This window comes from Olsenella profusa F0195 (assembly GCF_000468755.1).
Lineage (GTDB): Bacteria > Actinomycetota > Coriobacteriia > Coriobacteriales > Atopobiaceae > Olsenella_F > Olsenella_F profusa.
Window position 1 is genome coordinate 1 of record NZ_AWEZ01000061.1, and the last position, 19,473, is coordinate 19,473.

Annotated in this window: 16 protein-coding genes and 1 pseudogene; 2 read left to right on the forward strand and 15 right to left on the reverse strand. The window is 56.2% G+C overall.

Annotation, left to right across the window (positions count from 1 at the left end; genetic code table 11):
* Positions 1 to 144: 144 nt before the first annotated feature.
* The 14 genes and pseudogenes from HMPREF1316_RS08760 to HMPREF1316_RS08820 all read right to left on the reverse strand — a co-directional run bounded on the left by HMPREF1316_RS08760 (position 145) and on the right by HMPREF1316_RS08820 (position 14,053).
* The gene (locus tag HMPREF1316_RS08760) at positions 145 to 1,200 is read right to left on the reverse strand and encodes a Coenzyme F420 hydrogenase/dehydrogenase, beta subunit C-terminal domain (RefSeq protein ID WP_051332983.1); all 1,056 of its coding nucleotides are present in this window, start codon (positions 1,198 to 1,200) and stop codon (positions 145 to 147) included.
* An 18-nt stretch (positions 1,201 to 1,218) separates the two neighbouring features.
* A pseudogene (locus HMPREF1316_RS15100) lies at positions 1,219 to 1,413 on the reverse strand (NADH-quinone oxidoreductase subunit I); the annotation flags it as partial.
* Positions 1,410 to 2,945 (reverse strand): lipopolysaccharide biosynthesis protein, encoded by a 1,536-nt coding sequence (locus HMPREF1316_RS08765; protein ID WP_021726759.1) that lies wholly within the window; start codon positions 2,943 to 2,945, stop codon positions 1,410 to 1,412. The gene HMPREF1316_RS08765 and the pseudogene HMPREF1316_RS15100, both read right to left, overlap by 4 nt.
* A 10-nt stretch (positions 2,946 to 2,955) precedes the next feature.
* On the reverse strand, positions 2,956 to 4,038 hold the full coding sequence (locus tag HMPREF1316_RS13790; RefSeq protein ID WP_021726659.1) for a polysaccharide pyruvyl transferase family protein: 1,083 nt from the start codon (positions 4,036 to 4,038) through the stop codon (positions 2,956 to 2,958).
* A gap of 60 nt (positions 4,039 to 4,098) precedes the next feature.
* Positions 4,099 to 5,184 (reverse strand): glycosyltransferase family 2 protein, encoded by a 1,086-nt coding sequence (locus HMPREF1316_RS13330; protein WP_084620922.1) that lies wholly within the window; start codon positions 5,182 to 5,184, stop codon positions 4,099 to 4,101.
* Complete coding sequence (locus HMPREF1316_RS08780; RefSeq protein ID WP_040651986.1) at positions 5,181 to 6,290, reverse strand: EpsG family protein; 1,110 nt, start codon at positions 6,288 to 6,290, stop codon at positions 5,181 to 5,183. Before HMPREF1316_RS08780 ends, HMPREF1316_RS13330 begins: the two co-directional genes overlap by 4 nt.
* 7 nt (positions 6,291 to 6,297) lie before the next feature.
* A complete protein-coding gene (locus HMPREF1316_RS08785) occupies positions 6,298 to 7,500 on the reverse strand; it encodes a glycosyltransferase (protein ID WP_021726763.1) in 1,203 nt (400 codons plus the stop codon).
* Entirely contained in the window at positions 7,497 to 8,525 is a 1,029-nt protein-coding gene (locus HMPREF1316_RS08790) for a hypothetical protein (protein ID WP_040651988.1), read from the reverse strand. Before HMPREF1316_RS08790 ends, HMPREF1316_RS08785 begins: the two co-directional genes overlap by 4 nt.
* A 43-nt stretch (positions 8,526 to 8,568) precedes the next feature.
* Positions 8,569 to 9,573, reverse strand: coding sequence for a glycosyltransferase family 2 protein (locus tag HMPREF1316_RS13795; RefSeq protein WP_084620924.1), 1,005 nt, complete (start codon positions 9,571 to 9,573; stop codon positions 8,569 to 8,571).
* Complete coding sequence (locus HMPREF1316_RS13800) at positions 9,563 to 10,744, reverse strand: glycosyltransferase family 1 protein (RefSeq protein WP_021726689.1); 1,182 nt, start codon at positions 10,742 to 10,744, stop codon at positions 9,563 to 9,565. The genes HMPREF1316_RS13795 and HMPREF1316_RS13800 overlap by 11 nt, the downstream gene beginning before the upstream one ends.
* 4 nt (positions 10,745 to 10,748) lie before the next feature.
* Complete coding sequence (locus HMPREF1316_RS08805; RefSeq protein WP_021726643.1) at positions 10,749 to 11,573, reverse strand: sugar transferase; 825 nt, start codon at positions 11,571 to 11,573, stop codon at positions 10,749 to 10,751.
* Positions 11,574 to 11,792: 219 nt separating this feature from the next.
* Complete coding sequence (locus HMPREF1316_RS08810; RefSeq protein WP_021726710.1) at positions 11,793 to 12,449, reverse strand: tyrosine-protein phosphatase; 657 nt, start codon at positions 12,447 to 12,449, stop codon at positions 11,793 to 11,795.
* 3 nt (positions 12,450 to 12,452) lie between these two features.
* Complete coding sequence (locus HMPREF1316_RS08815) at positions 12,453 to 13,397, reverse strand: CpsD/CapB family tyrosine-protein kinase (RefSeq protein ID WP_021726682.1); 945 nt, start codon at positions 13,395 to 13,397, stop codon at positions 12,453 to 12,455.
* Positions 13,398 to 13,399: 2 nt separating this feature from the next.
* Complete coding sequence (locus HMPREF1316_RS08820; RefSeq protein WP_040651994.1) at positions 13,400 to 14,053, reverse strand: YveK family protein; 654 nt, start codon at positions 14,051 to 14,053, stop codon at positions 13,400 to 13,402.
* 1,473 nt (positions 14,054 to 15,526) lie between these two features.
* Here HMPREF1316_RS08820 and HMPREF1316_RS14500 point away from each other — a divergent pair.
* Together HMPREF1316_RS14500 and HMPREF1316_RS08830 are read left to right on the forward strand one after the other, a co-directional pair.
* Positions 15,527 to 15,868, forward strand: coding sequence for a hypothetical protein (locus HMPREF1316_RS14500; protein ID WP_198009638.1), 342 nt, complete (start codon positions 15,527 to 15,529; stop codon positions 15,866 to 15,868).
* 255 nt (positions 15,869 to 16,123) lie between these two features.
* Positions 16,124 to 16,933: a protein-ADP-ribose hydrolase gene (locus HMPREF1316_RS08830; RefSeq protein WP_021726698.1), complete on the forward strand. Its 810-nt coding sequence runs from the start codon at positions 16,124 to 16,126 to the stop codon at positions 16,931 to 16,933.
* A gap of 192 nt (positions 16,934 to 17,125) precedes the next feature.
* Here the strand turns inward: HMPREF1316_RS08830 and uvrB are convergent, their stop codons facing one another.
* Positions 17,126 to 19,405 carry an excinuclease ABC subunit UvrB gene (gene uvrB, locus HMPREF1316_RS08835; protein ID WP_021726661.1) on the reverse strand — a complete coding sequence of 760 codons (2,280 nt, stop codon included), beginning with the start codon at positions 19,403 to 19,405 and terminating at the stop codon, positions 17,126 to 17,128.
* Between the last annotated feature and the right edge of the window lie 68 nt (positions 19,406 to 19,473).

Sequence of the window (19,473 nt, forward strand, 5' to 3'; positions counted from 1 at the left end):
CACCAACATTTCCGACACTACCTGGGTGTACCAGCGGGTGGACCGTTTCGATACAAGACGACCATCTCCTGGAGTCTACAATCACAACAAGCCAGGTTCGGAGCGAATAGGCCGTTACGCAACTTCCCGTAGCCTATCCCCTCATCAATTCTCGCCCCGATAACTCGAGCCAAGCCGTAACGTTCGATTGCCCACACTCCTCGCCCGTCGCACAACCGCCCCCAATTTCCCGCGTACAAAACGCCTGATACGATTCCATATGCTAGGCTCGAACGTCCACTTGGCCATCATGTCCTCAACGGTCATGTCCCCCGCTACATCATGCAGGAACTCATCACGCCTCGGATGCGGTGCCACGCTCCTTGTAAGCGATGGATTGCCCACCATTACTTCATCCCATGTAGCATCGCCATAGGCAACCAAGCCCCGCAACCCCTCCAACACCACACGGCCCTTGTCGCTGTTGCATGTGACGGCAGATACGCCCAGCCCATCCTCAATCTCGGGATGGATATTCTGAATCCCCCAGAAGTCGCCAAGGGTCATATCACTCCCGCAGCATCGCTTCGCCGGACAGTCTAGGCAGCTCTTCCGTAGTGATGCATTGCCCAGGAAGGCCTTCATATACCAGTCCGCGCTAAAGACGGATGTCCTCACCTCCTCTGATGCAGAAGAATACGCAACGGAAAACGTCAGCCAGCCAGATGACTTGCTTCGAAAGTTAATCTCGTCAATTTTGGCCCCCGTAGTGTGACTCATCCAATCAACCCACATGCGCCACAATCTGGGAGACGGCACCCCATGGCAAATGACATCCACCAGCAAAAGTCTCTCGCAAGGCACGCGCCTCAACGACAGATAGTTACGCATCGCCGCAATCTGGCATGCGGTCCCCGAGAACAGCACGCTCTTACCTGCACCAAGATCCCTGCTCACCCCCTCATAGATTGCTCGCGACATAGTGCTTTGTACGTACTTTGAACGCATGAGACGATCGAGCGTGCACTCGTCATCCGCACGTCTGTGCGCGACTGCCCTGCAGCCATCGACAAATGCCGCCCCATAAACGGTGCCACCGTCATCACTCAGGACCTCCTTAGCCAGTAGGCCAAAAATCGCTCCAGAGGAAGAACGCCGCCGCAAGCCATCCTCCGATGCCTTGGCCCAAGCAATCGAAGCGACACCATCTGTCTCCCCCATTTCCAGAACAGGACAGGCCTTGGCGCAGAGCCCACACCCAGTACATCCTCCGTGATACACCGGGTGCACAAAGCCAAGGTCATCAGGGGTCATATCAAGACATGACACGGGGCAGATGGCTGCACATGCCCCACACCCACAACAGCGATCGCCCACACAACTGATAGATGGTACGTTTCTAGCGGCATGACCGCTGGTTTCAGCGCCCGTCATCTACGACCTCCTAGCACACCGCGAAGCCTGCCCAGCATGTCACGTACAATGGAGCGCTCATAGTCGGTAAAGAACTTCGCCCAACCCAGCGCAAAGAACACAGAGACGAAGAACAGAGCCTTGACAAGTACACTGATGTATGAGGGTCCTAAGCCTGACGCATTTGAGAAGAGCATCGTTGACACAGTGGTAAGGGCGACTGGAGCTAGCACAGGAATGACATTGCGCCAGAACGCTAGAGTGTCGATTCCAATCTTTGCATGGTAGTACCAGTTCATGATGGGCCCTGTCCCCACAAAGAGGAACAGTGCTGCAGTAATTGCACAGCCGACAACCCCAAATTGAGCAGAAGCAGGAATTGAAATCAGCAAATCCATCAGCGCTATTACGATATAGACAATTGCTCTAAAGCCCTGCTTGTCCTTTGCCTGCAGAACAGTAATGCCAAGATTTTGCACCAAGGCAACAGAGAGGCCTACCATAAGGATGAGCACAGCCCAAAAGGCGTCACCATATTCGGGACCAGCCCATACATAGATGAACTCTTGGCCGACAGTTGCAAAGCCACCACAAAGCCCCCAGACAATAAGCGCCTGAATATGTCCGATGCGGTCGAACAGATCGTTGATGGCACCCATATCCTCCGTTTCGGCGCTCATGGCTGTCAGCTTAGGCAAAAAGACATTCGTCACACCCGTAGATACCTCCATGTAGCCACTCGTCACCAGCTGGGTGGCAACGCCATAGACACCAACCGCCGCCGCCCCAACGACCGCGCCAAGAACAACCTGTCCCGTTTTCCAAAATATCTGGTCAAAGACCATATTGAGGAGGATGTACCCTGAGAAAGAGAAGATATGAAGCAATAGGCGTCTATCCCAATGATAGAGCTTCGCCCGTACCCGCAGCCTTCCCCTGCAATATACGACATAGGAAAAAATCGTAATGGCATTTATCACAACCTGCACAGCAAGTACCCATAAGGCACTGGCGCGCCACTCAAGCACAGCGATAATGCCGACGAATTGCATGAGATACTTTGCAATGCGTGCAGTTCGAGCAAATACGAATCGCTCATTTGCATTGATAATTGCGAGAAACCAGTTTCCCGGCAGTACGATCACGCAATTGATCACCACAAGGAGCATCATGTGATGGGCGAGCCCGAGCTCACCTGCCGTAAAGGACTGTCCAAAGAGAACCGGCAACAGCAGATCGAATCCAATGCCTACCGCTACAGCCAGCGCTGTGAGCACACCATAGATCACAGCAGCCATGGCAAGCAGATTCTCGACATGGCGCTCATCTTCCTTGACTCGCTCCTCAACATAAAAGCGACTCAAAGTGGTAGAGAGGCCCATGTCCATAACAGAGAGATAGGCGATTATTGAACCGATGAGTTGATAGACACCATACTCAGCAGACGAGAGAAAGCCAAGCAACAAGGGCACATAGACAAACGACGTCACAGCATTGATGACAAGCCCCACATAAGAGAGGATCGCGCCAGCTCTCCTTTGATTAATTCTCACATGCGCCTCCTTAGCAGCCCTTGAGGCAGGATTTGAGATAGCTCATGAAATGATCCTGCTCAAGGCGTATGCGGGAATTGACCCCTCGATAGTCGCCCGCATGATCCAAGCTGAATTGCGGACTTCCATAGATTCGATCTTCAAGCCCCATCATGGTAGACAGGCTGTCAAGGCGCGAGAACATACCACCTCCATTACCTCCACGCTTAACGATAGACAGAGGGGTCTCCATGAGAATGGAGAAGACCGACGCATGAAACGAATCCGTCACGACGTGTTTGGCGTGGTCTATCAGGTCGATAAATTCTGCTGGTCCGGCAGGTAGATCTCCCTTATTCTCCCGATCGTTAAGGGCAATTGTTTGGATACGTCCGCCATCGGTAATCTTATCCAGCAGTGTCCTGTAGGTGCCGTCATCCCTTCCAAGCAAATAGGTAAAAACATATGGCTCGACAGGGGTAATCGCATCCGACGAGAGACTCCGCCACACCCCCTTGTCAATCACGAGTGTAGGATCGCATATCACTTCAGCATCTCTACCTGTACACTCATAGATGAGCTCGGCACCACGCTGCTCCCTCACAGAAAGCCGGTCGAATCCTTGGATTCCATGGCTTATTGCTCGCATTTGCCTTTTGTCAAGCGTGCTTAACCCAATACTTGGTGCCAAAGCAATGCGCTGCGATGGATTGGCAAACTTTAGGAAATACCAGTCTTGATAGTCGTGAAAATAGTACGGATTCCATACCTGATCACTGCCCACGGATACTGCATGGAAACTACGTGCTGTTTTCCTCTCACACCGTTTTGGAACCACAAGGGTATCCATAAGAGACGAGAAGCGTCTGAAGGCATCAAGACGCTCCGGAGACATCATATCCTCAACCTTGCTGGGGGCGCTCTCTTTACCCAAGAATGATTTAGCGGCACCCTTAATGAGGCTTGAAATGCAGGCGCCATCTCTGCCTTCAGGCACAAGTACCGTAGGTTGAAACCCCAGCATGCTATACACAGCATATGAGGCATACAGCTGCAATCTGTTGCCGTAATTGAAGTTACCAGTAAGGGTGACTATTCCAATAGCCTTATTCATAAGTCATCGCAATCCCTGTATACACACCGTTCCTATGCATCCAGACCAGCTCTATTCATGTCATTTGACTCTTGCTCTAGAAATTAAATTCAATATTTTGCATAATACAACCTCAGGCAAGAGAGTGTCGTGCCTGAAAAGGAGAGCTCTCGCCCATACATCGAACCTGCCGTGGCGTTTGTGTTTGGGAAGTGCCAGCCACGTCTTGCAGGCATTGTCACAAAACGGCTCATACCTAAGCTTTCGGATACACGCGATAGACTGTCTAACGCTCTTGTGCATCACTAGGGCCCTCATCTCAAATGCAAGCATGCCCATGTAGTTGTTTATGAGTCCCTCTATGTCATCGTTTGAATGGCCCAAATGAGCGAGAATCGTCGACTCAGCGAACGCTTGCTGAAGGCAGTAGGCTATGTCAAGAGCCTTGTGTGTCGTAGACTCGCCGTTTGAGCGATAGTAGTAGAGAGCTCGATCAAATAGATATATTGACCTTGCCTTTTGGAGGGCATTGAAGACCTCAACCCTATCCTCGGCAACACGAAATACAAAATTTGGAGTCGCAATGTCATCCATCAGCAGCTCTCTCTTTATGGCTTTGCTTGCGAGGTTGTTGAGCCTATAGGTACTCAAAAAGAGCGACAGACACTTCTGTGCATCCAAACTGATGGCCTCACCAGGACAATCTAATGCATTTCCAAACAGTTGTTCATAAGCAATCAGTCGATTGGAGCCATCAGATTTGTCTGATAAGTTGAAGAGGACGACATCCGGATAAACGCCATCGATTATCGTTGCAAGCTGCTGCAACGCATCAGTGCCGATAAGCGTGTCATCAGCATCCAAAAACAGCAGATAGGAACCGTGAGCGTGTGCGATTGCCGCTCTGCGGGCATAGTATGGCCCCCTATTCTGCGCAAAGGACACGACCTCGATCTTATCTGCCGGTATAATGGTCTGGCAGCTAAGAAGATCATACGTCCCGTCCGTCGAAGCATCGTCAACCACAATTACTTCCCAGCTAGGGCAGGTTTGACTCAAGACACTATTCAGGCAATCCACCAAAAAGTGTGAAGCATTTCGAGCGGGCACACACACTGAAAAGAGTGGACAATTTTCAGGAAGATGAGGAGCGTGATTATCTTTCACAGCTGCATATCTCCGCTAGAAAATGAGTAGGGGATGACTTCATGATTTCCCTGAATATCATAGTAACCATAACTCCATCCAAAGCTAAGCATCGAGACGCTGAGACAAAAAACGAGATAAGATCTGCCGTCAGAAATCTCCCTTGACATGAGTGCCATATATACCGGTAGGATATAAATAAAAACTAACCCGACACGATATAAGTACTTAGAAACGACCGTCAGAAGCAGGAGAGCCATACCCAGCAAGATGATAACGAGAAGTGAAAGAATATGTTGATGCGTGAAGCGATTCCTTTCGCACATCAGAAATAGAACCGTCGCTGCTATTACATAAAGTAATGTCATCATAAAAATACTGATAGAGCCATTTTCTGCGAGTCTCCCGTCAATGAGATAGCTGTCATAGACACCAACACCAGCAAATAGTTTTGGCTCCATAAAAATGAGGGACAAGAGGGCTGCCAATAGAACCGCAGTAAGGAGTAATTTCAAGCCGGCGCTAGCACGCGATGACTGCGCGAGCCTTACCAAGGGGTATATAAAAAGAGCGACAGCGGTAGAAGTATGAAATCCTATAGCAATGGAAATCCACACTACAAAAGGTACAATTCGGTTATTAACGGCATAGTAAATGGCAATCAAGACAAAACCCATGGCCATCATCTGTCGCATCATGTTGAAGCTCATGGGGAAGAAGAGCAGGCAGTAGACAAATATGGCTAATGGTTCCATCTCATCGCAAAAGAGATGGATGGAGCAGACTACCGGGACAACAATGACCGTTTCCATTAGAAACAGAAACCAAAACGAACTGTGCGTGGCATTAGCAGCTATCCAGATAAATACCTTGGCTAAAGGAGCCCAAGTTGAATAATACGACTCAAAGAAGAAAGATGTGAAGCTGTTCGATGTGGCGACCCGTAAGGATGGTATCCCATACACCAGCGTGTCCGTACCAACGGTAAAAGCTCGTCTGCCAGCAAAAAAGGATAGCCATACAACAAGGCTGCAAATCAGGAGGCCTTTTATGATGTGATTGCTTGCTCTCTTTTGCATTACGGACAGCAGAACAGCCCCGAGAGCTATTCCCAGATATACTGGCATCGTTAGCTCACCTCTCTCCAGTGCGAATCTCAGTAGGCTCAAGCAGTGCCTGAGCAAAAAGCTGAAGCTTGTCGATTGCCCCATCCACTGAAAAATCCTTTACACGCTCATACGCTTGAGTGGAGTACCTTTGATACATTTCTTTGTCCGTGAGTAGCTCGAACACATGCGCTGCCATTTCATTGGCATCCTGAATTTTGCACAATAAGCCATATTCATTATTACCGAGAATCTCACGGGGCCCTGTCTTGGAGTCGGTTGCAACTACGGGCTTGCCAAGTGACATCGCCTCAAGCATGGCCGTAGGCAATCCCTCCCCCGCCACGCTAGCGTGAATTACCACCGATGCAGCGGCATAGTACGGCAGAGGATTATTCTTATAGCCGACAAAGACAACTTGGCTAGAGATACCGAGGCCTTCTGCCAAACGTCTAGACTTATTCATATCCGGGCCATCACCAATAAACAGTAACTTTGGCTCCAGGCCATATGTGTGTTTTAGAGCATACAGCGCTTTGATAACAGTCGGTTGATCTTTGTGAGGGTAGGAAAAGCGGGCAACCATCAGTAAGTATGAGCCATACTTCTCTCTTAGTTGCTGGACTTGAGCAGCATCAATTGACTGGTTACCGATGGCTATCGGATTGTATATTTTTCTTATCGTAAGGTTCACGTGCTTGTTAGCGTAAAAGAACTCCTCATTGCCCTCATCTACGAGACAGACAAGATTCCGAATTTTTTTATAGAGATTGATATATCCATCACTCATCAATAGATAGCTTGAGATGGCTCCATGCATCCAGCCAATTGATACATGAGACTCTACATATTTATTTGCAACAAAGGTTAGATCGTTGAAGTGCCCCGAGAATGCTATAGAGACATCAACGGCAGGGAGCTTCCTTCTATAGAGGGGGCTCAATATCTTATTGGCAATGGATAGCACCATGAAAACGAGCGGATAGAGATATCTACCCCACCATCCGTATTTAATCAGTTGACAGTAACGCTCAGGCGCTCGACCTCTTCTAAAGTCCTTTTCGATATATGTAATGTCTGGCAAGAGCTGGTCAACAAATTCAGTCCTGGATGTATCGAGGTTTACCACGGTCACTTCGTGTCCACGGCGCACCAATTCGTTGCAATAATCTATGCCAACACGTTCGATGCCGCCGTATCCAAGACCATCAAATACAAAAGAGAATCTCATTTCCCCACCTCGGTAGCCCCGTAGGGATACAGATAGTCCGCCAGCTCCCGCTCAATATACGTAATGTCAGCGGACATTTGGGGGTAGTCCAGCCACTTGCAGGTATTCCCTTTTGACGTCATTGGGTCAAATGCAGTACGTGGATGCGTATGATCCTTCTCGTTGAGTCCCACAAAACTACGAATGCGTGCCGTTTCTTCATCATAGTGATAGATCAGATCTTCAAAGCGAACAAAAAGGGTTGTAGTTGGATCGAAGGTCTCAACGTCACGATGGTGCCTCGTGTAGCGAAACCACTTCACGAAGTCCTGGACGCTTTCATGTGGAATGATGCCGTCTTTCCATTCCATACGCTCGAGCAGATAGAGATCCCTGGGGTCCCTATCCACGATGATTACCTTTATATCATCGAAATAGCGGGTGTACCTAGCCAGATTGGTTGGCGGTACCATCTGGTCTACCATGATGGTTTTCTGTGAGCCATTACTTGCTACCGTCAGCAATTCACGAATATAGTCCCGGGTGGCGTCGACGAATTCTTGGTCAGATGGTGCGGCACAGTAAGTAGTCTCATTCTTCAATGTATTGAGAACACGATCTGGCTGGCTTCTCCATATCGTAGCATGCAACAACTTATTGGGAAGGCGCTTGCGAACATAGAACCAGGTGCCCCGATCGTATAAGTCATACATCCACCAGCCCTTATAGGTAAAGTCAGTCAGGCGGTCTATATATCTGTAGGAGATGTCCTTCCATTGTCCCCGAAAGAAAGGGGCGTATTTCTTACTCAGGAAATTGCCGTTGTAGAAATCCACGAGCCGCTTAAAGCGCTTGATCGCATGCCCGGAATTATGCCTGTTATGATTCTCTACGAGATGAAAGTAGAGGTCGTCGATGCCGTCAGGATCATGCAGGAATCGGAACTCTTCGTTCGTGAGAGAGTAGACATCTGAAAACTCCGACACATAGTCTGTAATGGCACTTGATCCAGTGCCATAGTAGCTGGCACATGAAATAACCCTCATGAAGCACGGTTTCCTTTCCTGCCAGACATATACGACATTGCCATTACATCTTGCCAAGCACACGGCATAATGTGCAAAACGCAGCAAATGGACTTTCACCACAGCATGCCACTGCCGCAGCCAAGCGTTCCCGTTTACGTGCATGACGATCGCACAGCACGGTATATCGATGCCTGGCCAGTACAGCCCAGAGGACTGCAGAGTCACATTTGTCCCTTTCAGTTGCCCGTTTACCCTTTGGTGACTGTGCATAGACCATGCGGCACACAGAGAAACATCGGGACGCCGCAGGCTTGGATAAGTTCGGATACCACTCACATACAGTACGAAAAAGTTCATGGGCAATATGAACTGCAGAAGTCGCTTTAAGGTGATAATTTGCTTGCTTGGTCAATCCGCCATCTCTTACCCGATAGGCATAGAGGTTGCACCCATCAAGCAGCGCGATTTTACTCACTCGATGAATAATACGGTATATGCACGCGAGATCCTCGTAGTAGATACCAGTCGGAAAAGGGTCGGTTCCCAAAAGGTCACGCTGATAAAGCCGCCATTGAGGCCCCGTCTCCATTTGCTGATAAAGCAATAGCCGTAATGCCTCATCGGTGCTACACGTTCGTGCGCTTCGCGTACCTATACTTCTATCATCCAAATGGAGCATGTCTCCATCTTGGAAATTCGTGCCATGAGGAATTGCGACGATTTTGCAATCGAGTTGCTGAGCGGCAGATAGTAGCGCTTCGATAAATGAAGGGGCAATATAGTCATCTGCGTCAACAAATGAAATCCAATCACCATGAGCCCATGAGAGTCCGTTATTGCGTGCTGCTGATGGACCAGAGTTGCTCTGGTGAATAACGCGAATGCGCGCATCTGATACTGCCAGCTCATCACAGAGCTCAGCAGTACCATCGGATGACCCATCGTCTACCAATAGAATTTCTAGCTCTGTATAGGTCTGGCAGCAAATACTTTCAATGCAGTGGCGAAGATATCTCTTTACATTGAAGGCTGGCACTATGACTGAGACAAGGGTTTCATTGATCACTAACCATCACTGCCCTTGTTGTTGAGTCACGTGAAATCCTCCCGCCTATGCAAGAATCCGTAAGTTCAGAGAACGCATCGCAGTAGTATGAGGTGAGCCTTTTTGCCACCCTGTGAATGTCATACTTCTCGTAAGAGCTGGCATTAGCACTGCGATTCCGCAGGATATTGTCGTTGGACAATAGATTCGATATGCTCGCCATCCATTCGTCTACTCCTCGATCAATTGGTAAGGCTATGTATCTTTCAGATAGAATAGCTTCACCCGGTATGCGATTAGAAATAAGACAAGGCAATCCTGCACACTGTGCTTCCAATAGAGCAAGCCCAAAACCCTCATAGAGTGAAGGAAAGGCAAATACATCCATTGCTTGATATATATCTGCCACATCCTCACGCTGCCCCAAAAATAGAACATCCTTTTCCACACCAAGCTGTAACGCCAGATGTTGCAGATTTGCTTGCAGCGCACCAGAACCAACAAAAAGCATTTTGGCATCGATGCCCTGCTTGAGTAGGCCCTGGAGCAGATAGAGAAGGAACCGTTGGTTCTTTGTCTTAACAAGTCGGCCAACATTGCCAATCACAAAATTCGATTGCTTGAGCCCCAGCTCTTCTCTCAATCGTATTCTTGTGCCATAGTTGTAGGCAAATCTGTCTATCTCAATGGCGTTTGGCACTACTGCAAAGGAAGCAGTATCACCAAATAGCCATTTGCCTGCATCACCACTGCAAGCAAATCGTTGTGTCGGATAAACATTTGCAAACATGCGAAACATATGCTTCACGATATTTCGTGAGAATTCCCCTCTGCCCATAGTCGCATGTGAATGCGCGATCCGCACGGGCACACCAGCGCGCTTGGCAGCTCGCAGCGAGAACACCGAGAGCGTGTTCAGATGGGCGTGCACGATTCGGTAGCCCTCATCCCTAAAGAGCCGCTCTAAAGAGCGTGAGTTCGCCGGCTGCCTTTGGTACGGCGGTACCGTGATCACACGTCCGCCCAATGACTCTATCTCGCTCTGCGGACACAGCTGGGAATCCTCGTCCACAATGAAGTCAAACTGCACGCGCGTGCGGTCGATGTGCCGGTAGTAGTTCATGACGACGGCCTCTACGCCGCCGCCGTTCATCTTGCCCATGACCTGTGCGACGCGGATGGGTGCTTCCATGGCGCTAGCAGCCCGTCCCGTTTCCCATGGCCCCAAACGTGCGGAAGAACACCTCAGCGTCCAACCCCAGCGAGGCATGCTCCACGTAGTACAGCTCCAGCTTCTGACGCTCGCCGGTCTCGTAGGTAGCATCATTGCGGGCCATCACCTGCCACCAGCCCGTAATGCCGGGACGCATACTCACGAGCAGCTCGCCGTCATCGCCATACTGCTCCAGCTCCTCCGTCACGATGGGGCGCACGCCAATCACGCTCATCTGGCCCACGAGCACGTTCAGGAACTGCGGCAGCTCGTCGATGGACAGCCTGCGGATGACCCTGCCCACCGGTGTGATGCGCGGGTCGTCCTCCACCTTGCGCTCGAACTGCCACTGCGCCAGCTGCTCGGCGCTCAGGTACTTCTCCACGTCGTCCGCATCGCGAACCATCGAACGGAACTTGAGCACGCCCAGCGGCCTGCCATCGCGCCCCACACGATGGTCCACGTAGATGGGCGATCCCTTGGACTGCAGGGCGATCACCAAGCTCAGGACGAGTCCGGGCACCAGTGCCACGGCCAGCACGATGAGGGAGAAGGCCACGTCAAACGCGCGCTTGACGAAGCGGAACAGGTAGCGCTCGCGGTTGCGCGCCATGACGGCCGCACGATACGCGGGCGTATAGGCCTCTCCCTCGGATGCAGGGACGTACGTGGAGGGCGTCAGCAACGCGCCGATGCCCCTCGAACCGGAGCGGTCGGACACAAGCCCCAGTGAGGGCCACGAGGAGGTGGAAGTGGCGGCGCTTCCCGTCTCGTCGACAACCGTGTCGAGAACATCAATCGCAGACACTGTTCGTCTTGCTCCCCTCGCGCAACACGTCTCATGCGCCGATGGCGAGACATCGACCCGAGCAGGCCATCGGCTCATGAGAAGATTGTTATCAGTAACCTATACGCTTCTATAGATACTTAAATACAATCTAACAGAAAGCGAACGGGCTGGTCGCACATTCAAAAACAAAGTGAAAAACTTCCCGGCGCCCGGGAGCTGCCGGTGGGCTGGCCCGGCCTAGTCCCTGAGCAGGCTGGAATACCTCTTCCAGGCGCGTGCGAAGGAGGCATAGTGCCTCACGACATGGGCGTCACTGGCAAGATAGCTGTAGAGTCCGGCCTTGAGCATACGCTTTGCCGGGCCCTTCTCCGCACCCAGGCGCCCCCCGGTGACGAAGTCCGTGGACGCCTGCAGCTTGCAGCCCATGCGCACGAGCTCCTCCGCCAGCCCCATGTCCCTCTGGATGGCCCTGTAGCGCTCCGGGTGGGCGATGATCACCTGGTAGCCCATGCCCTGCAGCTCGAAGATCGTGCGCTCGTAGTCCCCAAAGCGGCTGGGGCTCGCATTGACGGAGAGCTCCAGCAGAAACTCGTCCGAGCCATCCACGTGCAGGCTTTGTGCCCAGCCCATGCCCAGCTCCATGAGCTTGCGATGGTTGACCTCGAAGCCCATCTGCAGCGGCATGGCGATGCCCCGCGCCGCGGCGGCATCCCGCAACGTGTGGAAGGCCTCCCACATGACGTCGAAGTCGAAGTAGGGGTCGCGGCAGTGCGGCGTGCAGGTGACGGACGTTATGCCCGCCTCCTGGGCCGCCTGCAGCATGGCCAGGGAGTGCTCGAGGTCGGGCGCGCCATCGTCCACGCCGGGCAGTATGTGGCAGTGGAGGTCGCGCACAGGCTAGCCCTCGGGACGTTCCGCGCGTACCTGGGGAGCCACCCCCCTGCCATGGGCGACCGCATGGACATGGCGGGCCGATTGCACGGGTTGCACGCCAACGGCACCACGGGCCGGCGCGGCCTGCGGACGCTGGGCACGTGCGGGGGCTGCGGTGGGGCGCTGGGCCTGGGGCTTGGGCTGGGACGCGCGGGGGGCAGGCCGTGCCGCGGGGCGGGCGGGCTCCATCACGGGCCCCTCGGCCTGGGCGGCGCCCGTGCCCTCCTTGTAGTAGCTCTCGTAGTAGTAGCCCGAGCCCCTCGTCTCGCAGCCATTCATGATGACACCGGCAAAGTTGCAGCCCGCCTGGCGCAGCTGCGTTGCCGCGCTCGCCACGTCCCCACGCTTGGCGAAGCGCTCGCGCACCACCATGAACACGGCGTCCACCATGGTCCCCAGCACGGCGGCGTCCACGAAGGCGTCCACCGGGGGCGTGTCGAAGATCACGTAGTCGTAGGTCTGCCCCATCTGCTGCAGCAGCGCCGCGAAGTGCCTGGAGCCCAGCAGGTCCGAGGGGTTGGGGATGTGGGGCTCCGCGTCCAGAAAGTGGAGGTTCTTGGTCTTGGTGCCGATGACCGCCTGCCTGAGGGGAACCTGTCCCGAGAGCACCGAGTAGATGCCATGGCGCGCGTGGACGTCGAGCACGGCGGCCAGGGAGCGTCGGCGCATGTCGCACTCCACGAGCAGCACGCCCTTGCCCGACGTGGCGATGGCACTCGCGAGGTTGGAGGCGACGAAGGTCTTGCCCTCGTTAGGCACGGATGAGGTGACGACGATGGTCTTGATGGGATGGTCCACGCTCATGAAGCGGATGTTGGCGAGCAGCGTCTTGGAGGCGTTGAGCACCGACTGCATCGCACGGTCCATCGACTTGGCGGTGCGACCGTTGGAAGCTGGGGCAAAGGGCATGGCTACGACCTCCCGAGGTTGGGGAAGTGGCCGATGACGGGCACGCCCAGGAGCTGCTCGGCCTCTTCGGAGCTCTTGACGCGCGTGTCGACGAGGTCCAGGACGACCACGATGACCATGGATGCGAACAGGCCGACCAGCGCCCCCACGAGTGTGTAGAGCGCGCGGCGCGGACCCGAGGGCTCGGTGGGCACGCTGGCGTTGTCGATGACGTTGACGGACTCCACGCCCATGACCTGCTGCGCCACGCCAGACACGTGGCTCACGAAGGCGTTGGCGACGTCCGAGGCGGTCTGGGGGTCCGCACCCGTGACGGAGAGCGAGATGACGCGCGTGGTGGTGGAGCTGGTGACGTCCACCTTGTAGCCGCTCAGCGAGGGGAGGCCCAGGGACTGTGCCACGTCCTGCTCCACGCGATCCGACTTGATGAGGGTCGAGACGTCGTTGGTGAGCATCTGGCCGGCGGAGAGGTCGTTGTAGGCCGTGGCGTTCTTCCCGTCATCGCCCTGAGAGAGCACGTACATGCTGGTGGTTGCCGTGTACTGGTCGGGCATGATGCGCACGGCCACGCCCGTGACGAGCGTTGCCGCCACGGTGAGCGCAACCACGAACGTCCAGTGCTTGCGCAGGAGGCCAAAGAATTCGAGCAGGGTCATCTGTGTTCGCTTTCCGTATGTTCGCTCGGTGGTGGTGAGGCACAGCACGACGTGCCATAAGCCTTGACCAGTATCCCACACCTGGATGGATACAGATATAATTCATGTACATAAATGCTTTCTACATGTTGTTGAAGGTGGGTGACGGCTGGCTCGCGCCGCTCCTGCGCGCTGCCGCTTTCCCTGCTCTCCTCTACTCCCCGCGCTCGCCCTGCTCTCTCCCGCTCCCCACTCCCTTCCGCTCCCCCGCCTTCCAATCGTGCGAGGTTTCCCACGAGTCATGCGAGGGCGTACACGTATCGTGCGAGGTTTTCTCGCCGAGAATGTCTCGTGTGCTGACTAGAGTCCGCATGCGAGACGAAATCGGCCAAAAAACCTCGCACGATTGAGATGGAACCTCGCACGGTCGACATGAGACCTCGCACGACCAAGGAGACCACAAAGAGGCAGCAAGATGGCGACAGGGAGGCGAAACGCCTGAGGCGCCAACAAAGCAAGCAGCTCTTCATAGAGCCTCCACGCGCATCATTCCCGTGTGCCCTTCCTGAAAATACACTCAATAGACATCGCTGGTGAACACCCTTGTGACCCTGATAGAAAACTGCTGTGATTTAAGAAACTAGCAGGTAGACATACTCAAAGGGACGTACCACCTACCAGAGCGTATGATGGGTCCCATCCCTGCGACAGACGGAGGCAGGCATGGAACTCTTCCTCACGGGACCAACGGCATTGGCGGTCATTCGCGCCGCGCGCCGTCCAAACGGACCAATCCTCGAACCATGCGACCGACGCCGACCCAGCACCTTTGCCCGGCTGCCATTTCCCGCAGAGAGAATCGGCTGGCTTCTGGACGGCGGTATGTCGCGTGTCGACGAGCGGCATCCCCTGCACCTGCTCGTGCCACGAGCGGACGCTCGGCGCATACCGCGCGCCATCCTCTGCCATGTCTGTGCGCGCACGCTTCCGGTTGGGTCGTTCCTGCGCATGCGCATGGACCCACAGAGCCTTGACGCGTGCGACCTCCCCTCCGACCTGCAGATTTTTGTTGAAGCACCCGCTTTGTGCATGGTGCACATGTCCCAACTGCTGCACGGCTCCGCCCGAATCAGAACCCGCGATGAATACCTTGCATTCGCACGGCTGGCCAGGCTTGCGGGAGAGCTCTGTGGAACATATGCACGCAGTCCCGAGAACTCCACCATTGGGTCCATGACATGGAATGTCCAACCTGTCCTCTCGGCTGACGATCTGAAAGGATATCTGGCAGAAATCTCGCACATGCAGGGTCTCCCACTCATGCGCGTTGTCGCCACGGTGACGGGAGACGGACATGCCTCCCCTATGGAAACGCTCTGGCATCTTGTGTTCACGTGCCCCACCAGCTTGGGTGGCATCGAGCTTGGCGAGATACGTGAGAACGAACCGCTGGGTATACCTAGGCATCTTGTCCATCGTCTCGCGCATAGCAGCATGAGACCGGACTTCTTCTGGCCACGCCTGCAGGTGGCTGTCGAATACCAGGGAGAGGCCTTCCACGGCTCCGCGCCTGGACACCAGACGCTCGTAGAGGACAGCAATCGCATTCAGGATTATGCGGCATTGGGCATAACGTGCCTCACCATCACATATGAGGACACGAGAACCACAGCCGCAATGGAACGCTGCATCGAGCGCATCCTTATCGCGGCGGAACGCAGGGTAGGAAGGACAGCGGTGGCGCGCTCACGCGCCGCCCTCAAGGATGACCTGGGTCGACGACGTCGCTCACTGCTGATTGCCACTCTCTGCCCCTCGTCTCGGTGCATCTCCTAGCGTACTGGCGATATATTGTGCTGCACTCCTTGGCCGTGCGAGGTTTTGCATAGGCCGTGCGAGGTCGTACACGGATCGTGCGAGGTTTTTTCGCCGAAAACGTCTCGCGTGCGGACTCTAGTCAGCACGCGAGACGAAATCGACCGAAAAACCTCGCACGATTGAGATGGAACCTCGCACGACCAAAAGGGACAGGGAAGGAAGACCTCAAGAGAGGTAGTCTAGGAACACGGACCAAGGCGGAGGGGGCGGTGCATGGACGAGCGGGAGACCATAGTGACGCTGCGGCGGTTGGTGGACATCCTCGCCGAGGAGCGCGGCCGGAAGCGCACGAGCGGCGACGACCGAGATGAGCTCTGGGACGAGTTTCGCGCCTATGTGAACACGCGACAGCCCACACCCGCCACGCAGGAGTTCCTCTCGTTGCAGGACGCGCTGCTCACGAGCGAGATAGCGCGCAAGGGCATCATGCGGGTGGAGGACACCGAGCCTTCCCCCGCCGACGGTCGGCTGCGCCTGTGGCAGGGCGACATCACCTGCCTGGCCGCCGACGCCATCGTCAACGCCGCCAACACGCAGATGCTGGGCTGCTGGGTGCCCGGCCATCACTGCATCGACAACGCCATCCACACCTATGCCGGCGTGCAACTGCGCCTGGCGTGCGCAAAGCTCATGCAGAGGCAGGGCCACGACGAGCCGACCGGTCACGCCAAGGTGACGCCCGCCTTCAATCTGCCCGCGCGCTACGTGCTGCACACAGTGGGTCCCATCTATGCCGGGCGCCCCTCTCCCCGACAGGACCTGCAGCTGACGGACTGCTACCGGAGCTGCCTCGACGCGGCAGAGGAGCTGGGACTTACGTCCGTGGCGTTCTGCTGCATCAGCACGGGCGTGTTCGGCTTTCCGCAGGAGCACGCCGCGCGCATTGCCGTGGACACCGTGCGCTCGTGGCTCGATGAGCAGGGCAGTGGCATGACCGTGGTGTTCAACACGTTCCTAGACGCGGACACGACCATCTACCAGCACATACTGGGGCTGGGATCCTCCGACGACGTCGCCAGCTAATCCTCGCTTCGGTCGTGCGGGGTCTTACGCAGGCTGTGCGAGGTTTTCTCGCCCAGGGCGTCTCGCGTGCTGACTTCAGTCCGCACGCGAGGCGGAATCGATCGGAAAACCTCGCACAGCCGGCATGGAACCTAGCACAACCGGAGGCCGGGGTGGAACCCAGCGTAACCAACCATGCCCGGCAGACACTACCTAGTGCTTGTGCCTGCGGTAGCGGCGGCGCGTGGCATGGGCACTCCCCTTGCGGTCGGTGGCCTTGAGGCGCGCGATCACGTCGTCGGCACTCTTCCCCTCGAGCCGCGAGCGCAGCGCCACGACCTGGTCACGCAGCTGGGCCGCCCGCTCGAAGTCCATGTCGGCCGAAGCCTGGATCATCTCGTCCTCGAGTGACCCCAGCACGCGGGACACCTCGCTGGCCGAGAGGCCCGAGAGCTCCTCGGCCACGGCGTCGGCCGCCGCGCGCTTCTCCTCGCCGTCGCCGGCCTCAGCGCCTGCCGCCGTGAAGAACTCGCCGTCCACGCGCGACTTGTCGCCCAGCGTGGCCGCGGCCTCCTCGATGAAGCTCGCCACGTCGGTGATGGACTTGTGGATGGTCTGCGGCACGATGCCGTGCTCCTCGTTGAAGGCCTCCTGGATCGAGCGGCGCCGGGCCGTCTCGTCCATGGCCTCGCGCATGGAGTCGGTCACGCTGTCCGCATACATGATCACCTGGCCGTGGGCGTTGCGGGCCGCACGTCCCATGGTCTGGATGAGGCCGCGCCGGTTGCGGAGGAACCCCTCCTTGTCCGCGTCCAGGATGGCCACGAGCGAGACCTCGGGGATGTCCAGGCCCTCGCGCAGCAGGTTGATGCCCACGAGCACGTCGATCTTGCCCAGGCGCAGCTCGCGGATGATGGCCACGCGGTCGAGCGTCGCCGTGTCGGAGTGCATGTAGTTCACGCGGATGCCCTCGTCGAGCAGGTGGTCGGTGAGGTCCTCGGCCATGCGCTTGGTGAGCGTGGTCACGAGCACGCGCTCCTTCCTGGCCGTGCGCGCCTTGATCTCGTCGATGAGGTCGTCGATCTGTCCGCGCACCGGACGCAGCTCCACCTTGGGGTCCAACAGGCCGGTGGGACGGATGACCTGCTCCACCTCCTGCTGACTCACCTGTTCCTCGTAGTCGCCGGGCGTGGCCGAGACGTAGATGAACTGCGGGATGCGCTGCTCGAACTCGTCGAAGCGCAGCGGGCGGTTGTCGAGCGCCGAGGGCAGGCGGAAGCCGTGGTCCACGAGGGTCACCTTGCGCGAGCGGTCGCCCTCGTACATGCCGCGGATCTGCGGAACCGTCACGTGGCTCTCGTCGATGATGCAGAGCATGTCCTGGGGGAAGTAGTCGATGAGCGTGTAGGGTGGCTCGCCGGCCGTGCGGCCGTCCAGATGGCGCGAGTAGTTCTCGATGCCGGAGCAGTAGCCCATGGTCTCGAGCATCTCGAGGTCGTAGCTCGTGCGCTGCGAGAGGCGCTGAGCCTCGAGGATCATGTCGTTGTCCTTGAGCTCCTTGACGCGCCCCTCCAGCTCCTCCTCGATGGTCCTGATGGCATGGTTCACCTTGGGCCGCTCGGTCACGTAGTGCGAGGCGGGCCAGATGGGGATGGCATCGAACTCGCGCACGACGTCGCCGTTCAAGGCGTCCACCTCGGCGATGAGCTCCACCTCGTCGCCAAAGAAGCCGATGCGCAGGGGGTTCTCGGCGTAGGGCGGAAACACGTCCACGGTGTCGCCGCGCACGCGGAAGGTGCCGCGGGAAAGGTCGTAGTCGTTGCGGTCGTACTGGATGTCGATGAGCTCGCGGATGAGGTCGTCGCGCTCGAGCGGCTGGGACTTGTCCACGTTGGGGGCGAGGCCCGCGTAGTCCTGCGGGCTGCCGATGCCATAGATGCAGCTCACGGAGGCCACCACGATGACGTCGCGCCGGGAGAGCAGGCTCGAGGTGGCCTGGTGGCGCAGCTTCTCGACCTCCTCGTTGATGGAGGCGTCCTTCTCGATGTAGGTGTCCGTCTGCGGGACGTAGGCCTCGGGCTGGTAGTAGTCGTAGTAGGAGACGAAGTACACGACGGCGTTGTGGGGAAAGAGCTCCTTCATCTCGGACGCCACCTGGGCGGCCAGCGTCTTGTTGGGCTCCATGATGAGCGTGGGCCTCTGCACGGCCTCGATGGTCTTGGCCATGGAGAAGGTCTTGCCCGAGCCCGTGACGCCGAGGAGCGTCTGGTAGCGCAGGCCGCGCTCGACGCCATCCGTGAGCCTGGCGATGGCCTGGGGCTGGTCGCCCGCCGGATCGAAGTCCGAGACCACCTCCAGGCGCTCGGTGCCGTGCGTGAGGCCGAAGCGCTTGAGCTCGGCGCCAAAGCGCTCCTTGGCCTCGGGCGTGCCCGCCAGCGGCTCATAGGTGATGGTCGTTCCCTCGTCCGACACAAAGCTGCGTGCCTCTGCCATGCGACTCCCCTGCCATCCACGGTCATACAGGACAAGTGTACCCACCGTCCTCGCCCGCACGGCTTGGA

What these genes read in the sequence shown, in the direction of transcription:
- HMPREF1316_RS08830 (WP_021726698.1), top strand. Translation starts at nt 16,124, where the DNA reads ATGGACGAGCGGGAGACCATAGTGACGCTGCGGCGGTTGGTGGACATC.
- HMPREF1316_RS08790 (WP_040651988.1), bottom strand. Translation starts at nt 8,525, where the DNA reads ATGAGGGTTATTTCATGTGCCAGCTACTATGGCACTGGATCAAGTGCC.
- HMPREF1316_RS13800 (WP_021726689.1), bottom strand. Translation starts at nt 10,744, where the DNA reads ATGGAAGCACCCATCCGCGTCGCACAGGTCATGGGCAAGATGAACGGC.
- HMPREF1316_RS08780 (WP_040651986.1), bottom strand. Translation starts at nt 6,290, where the DNA reads ATGCCAGTATATCTGGGAATAGCTCTCGGGGCTGTTCTGCTGTCCGTA.
- HMPREF1316_RS08815 (WP_021726682.1), bottom strand. Translation starts at nt 13,397, where the DNA reads ATGCCCTTTGCCCCAGCTTCCAACGGTCGCACCGCCAAGTCGATGGAC.
- HMPREF1316_RS08820 (WP_040651994.1), bottom strand. Translation starts at nt 14,053, where the DNA reads ATGACCCTGCTCGAATTCTTTGGCCTCCTGCGCAAGCACTGGACGTTC.
- HMPREF1316_RS08760 (WP_051332983.1), bottom strand. Translation starts at nt 1,200, where the DNA reads ATGGGGGAGACAGATGGTGTCGCTTCGATTGCTTGGGCCAAGGCATCG.
- HMPREF1316_RS08785 (WP_021726763.1), bottom strand. Translation starts at nt 7,500, where the DNA reads ATGAGATTCTCTTTTGTATTTGATGGTCTTGGATACGGCGGCATCGAA.
- HMPREF1316_RS14500 (WP_198009638.1), top strand. Translation starts at nt 15,527, where the DNA reads ATGAGACCGGACTTCTTCTGGCCACGCCTGCAGGTGGCTGTCGAATAC.
- HMPREF1316_RS13790 (WP_021726659.1), bottom strand. Translation starts at nt 4,038, where the DNA reads ATGAATAAGGCTATTGGAATAGTCACCCTTACTGGTAACTTCAATTAC.
- uvrB (WP_021726661.1), bottom strand. Translation starts at nt 19,405, where the DNA reads ATGGCAGAGGCACGCAGCTTTGTGTCGGACGAGGGAACGACCATCACC.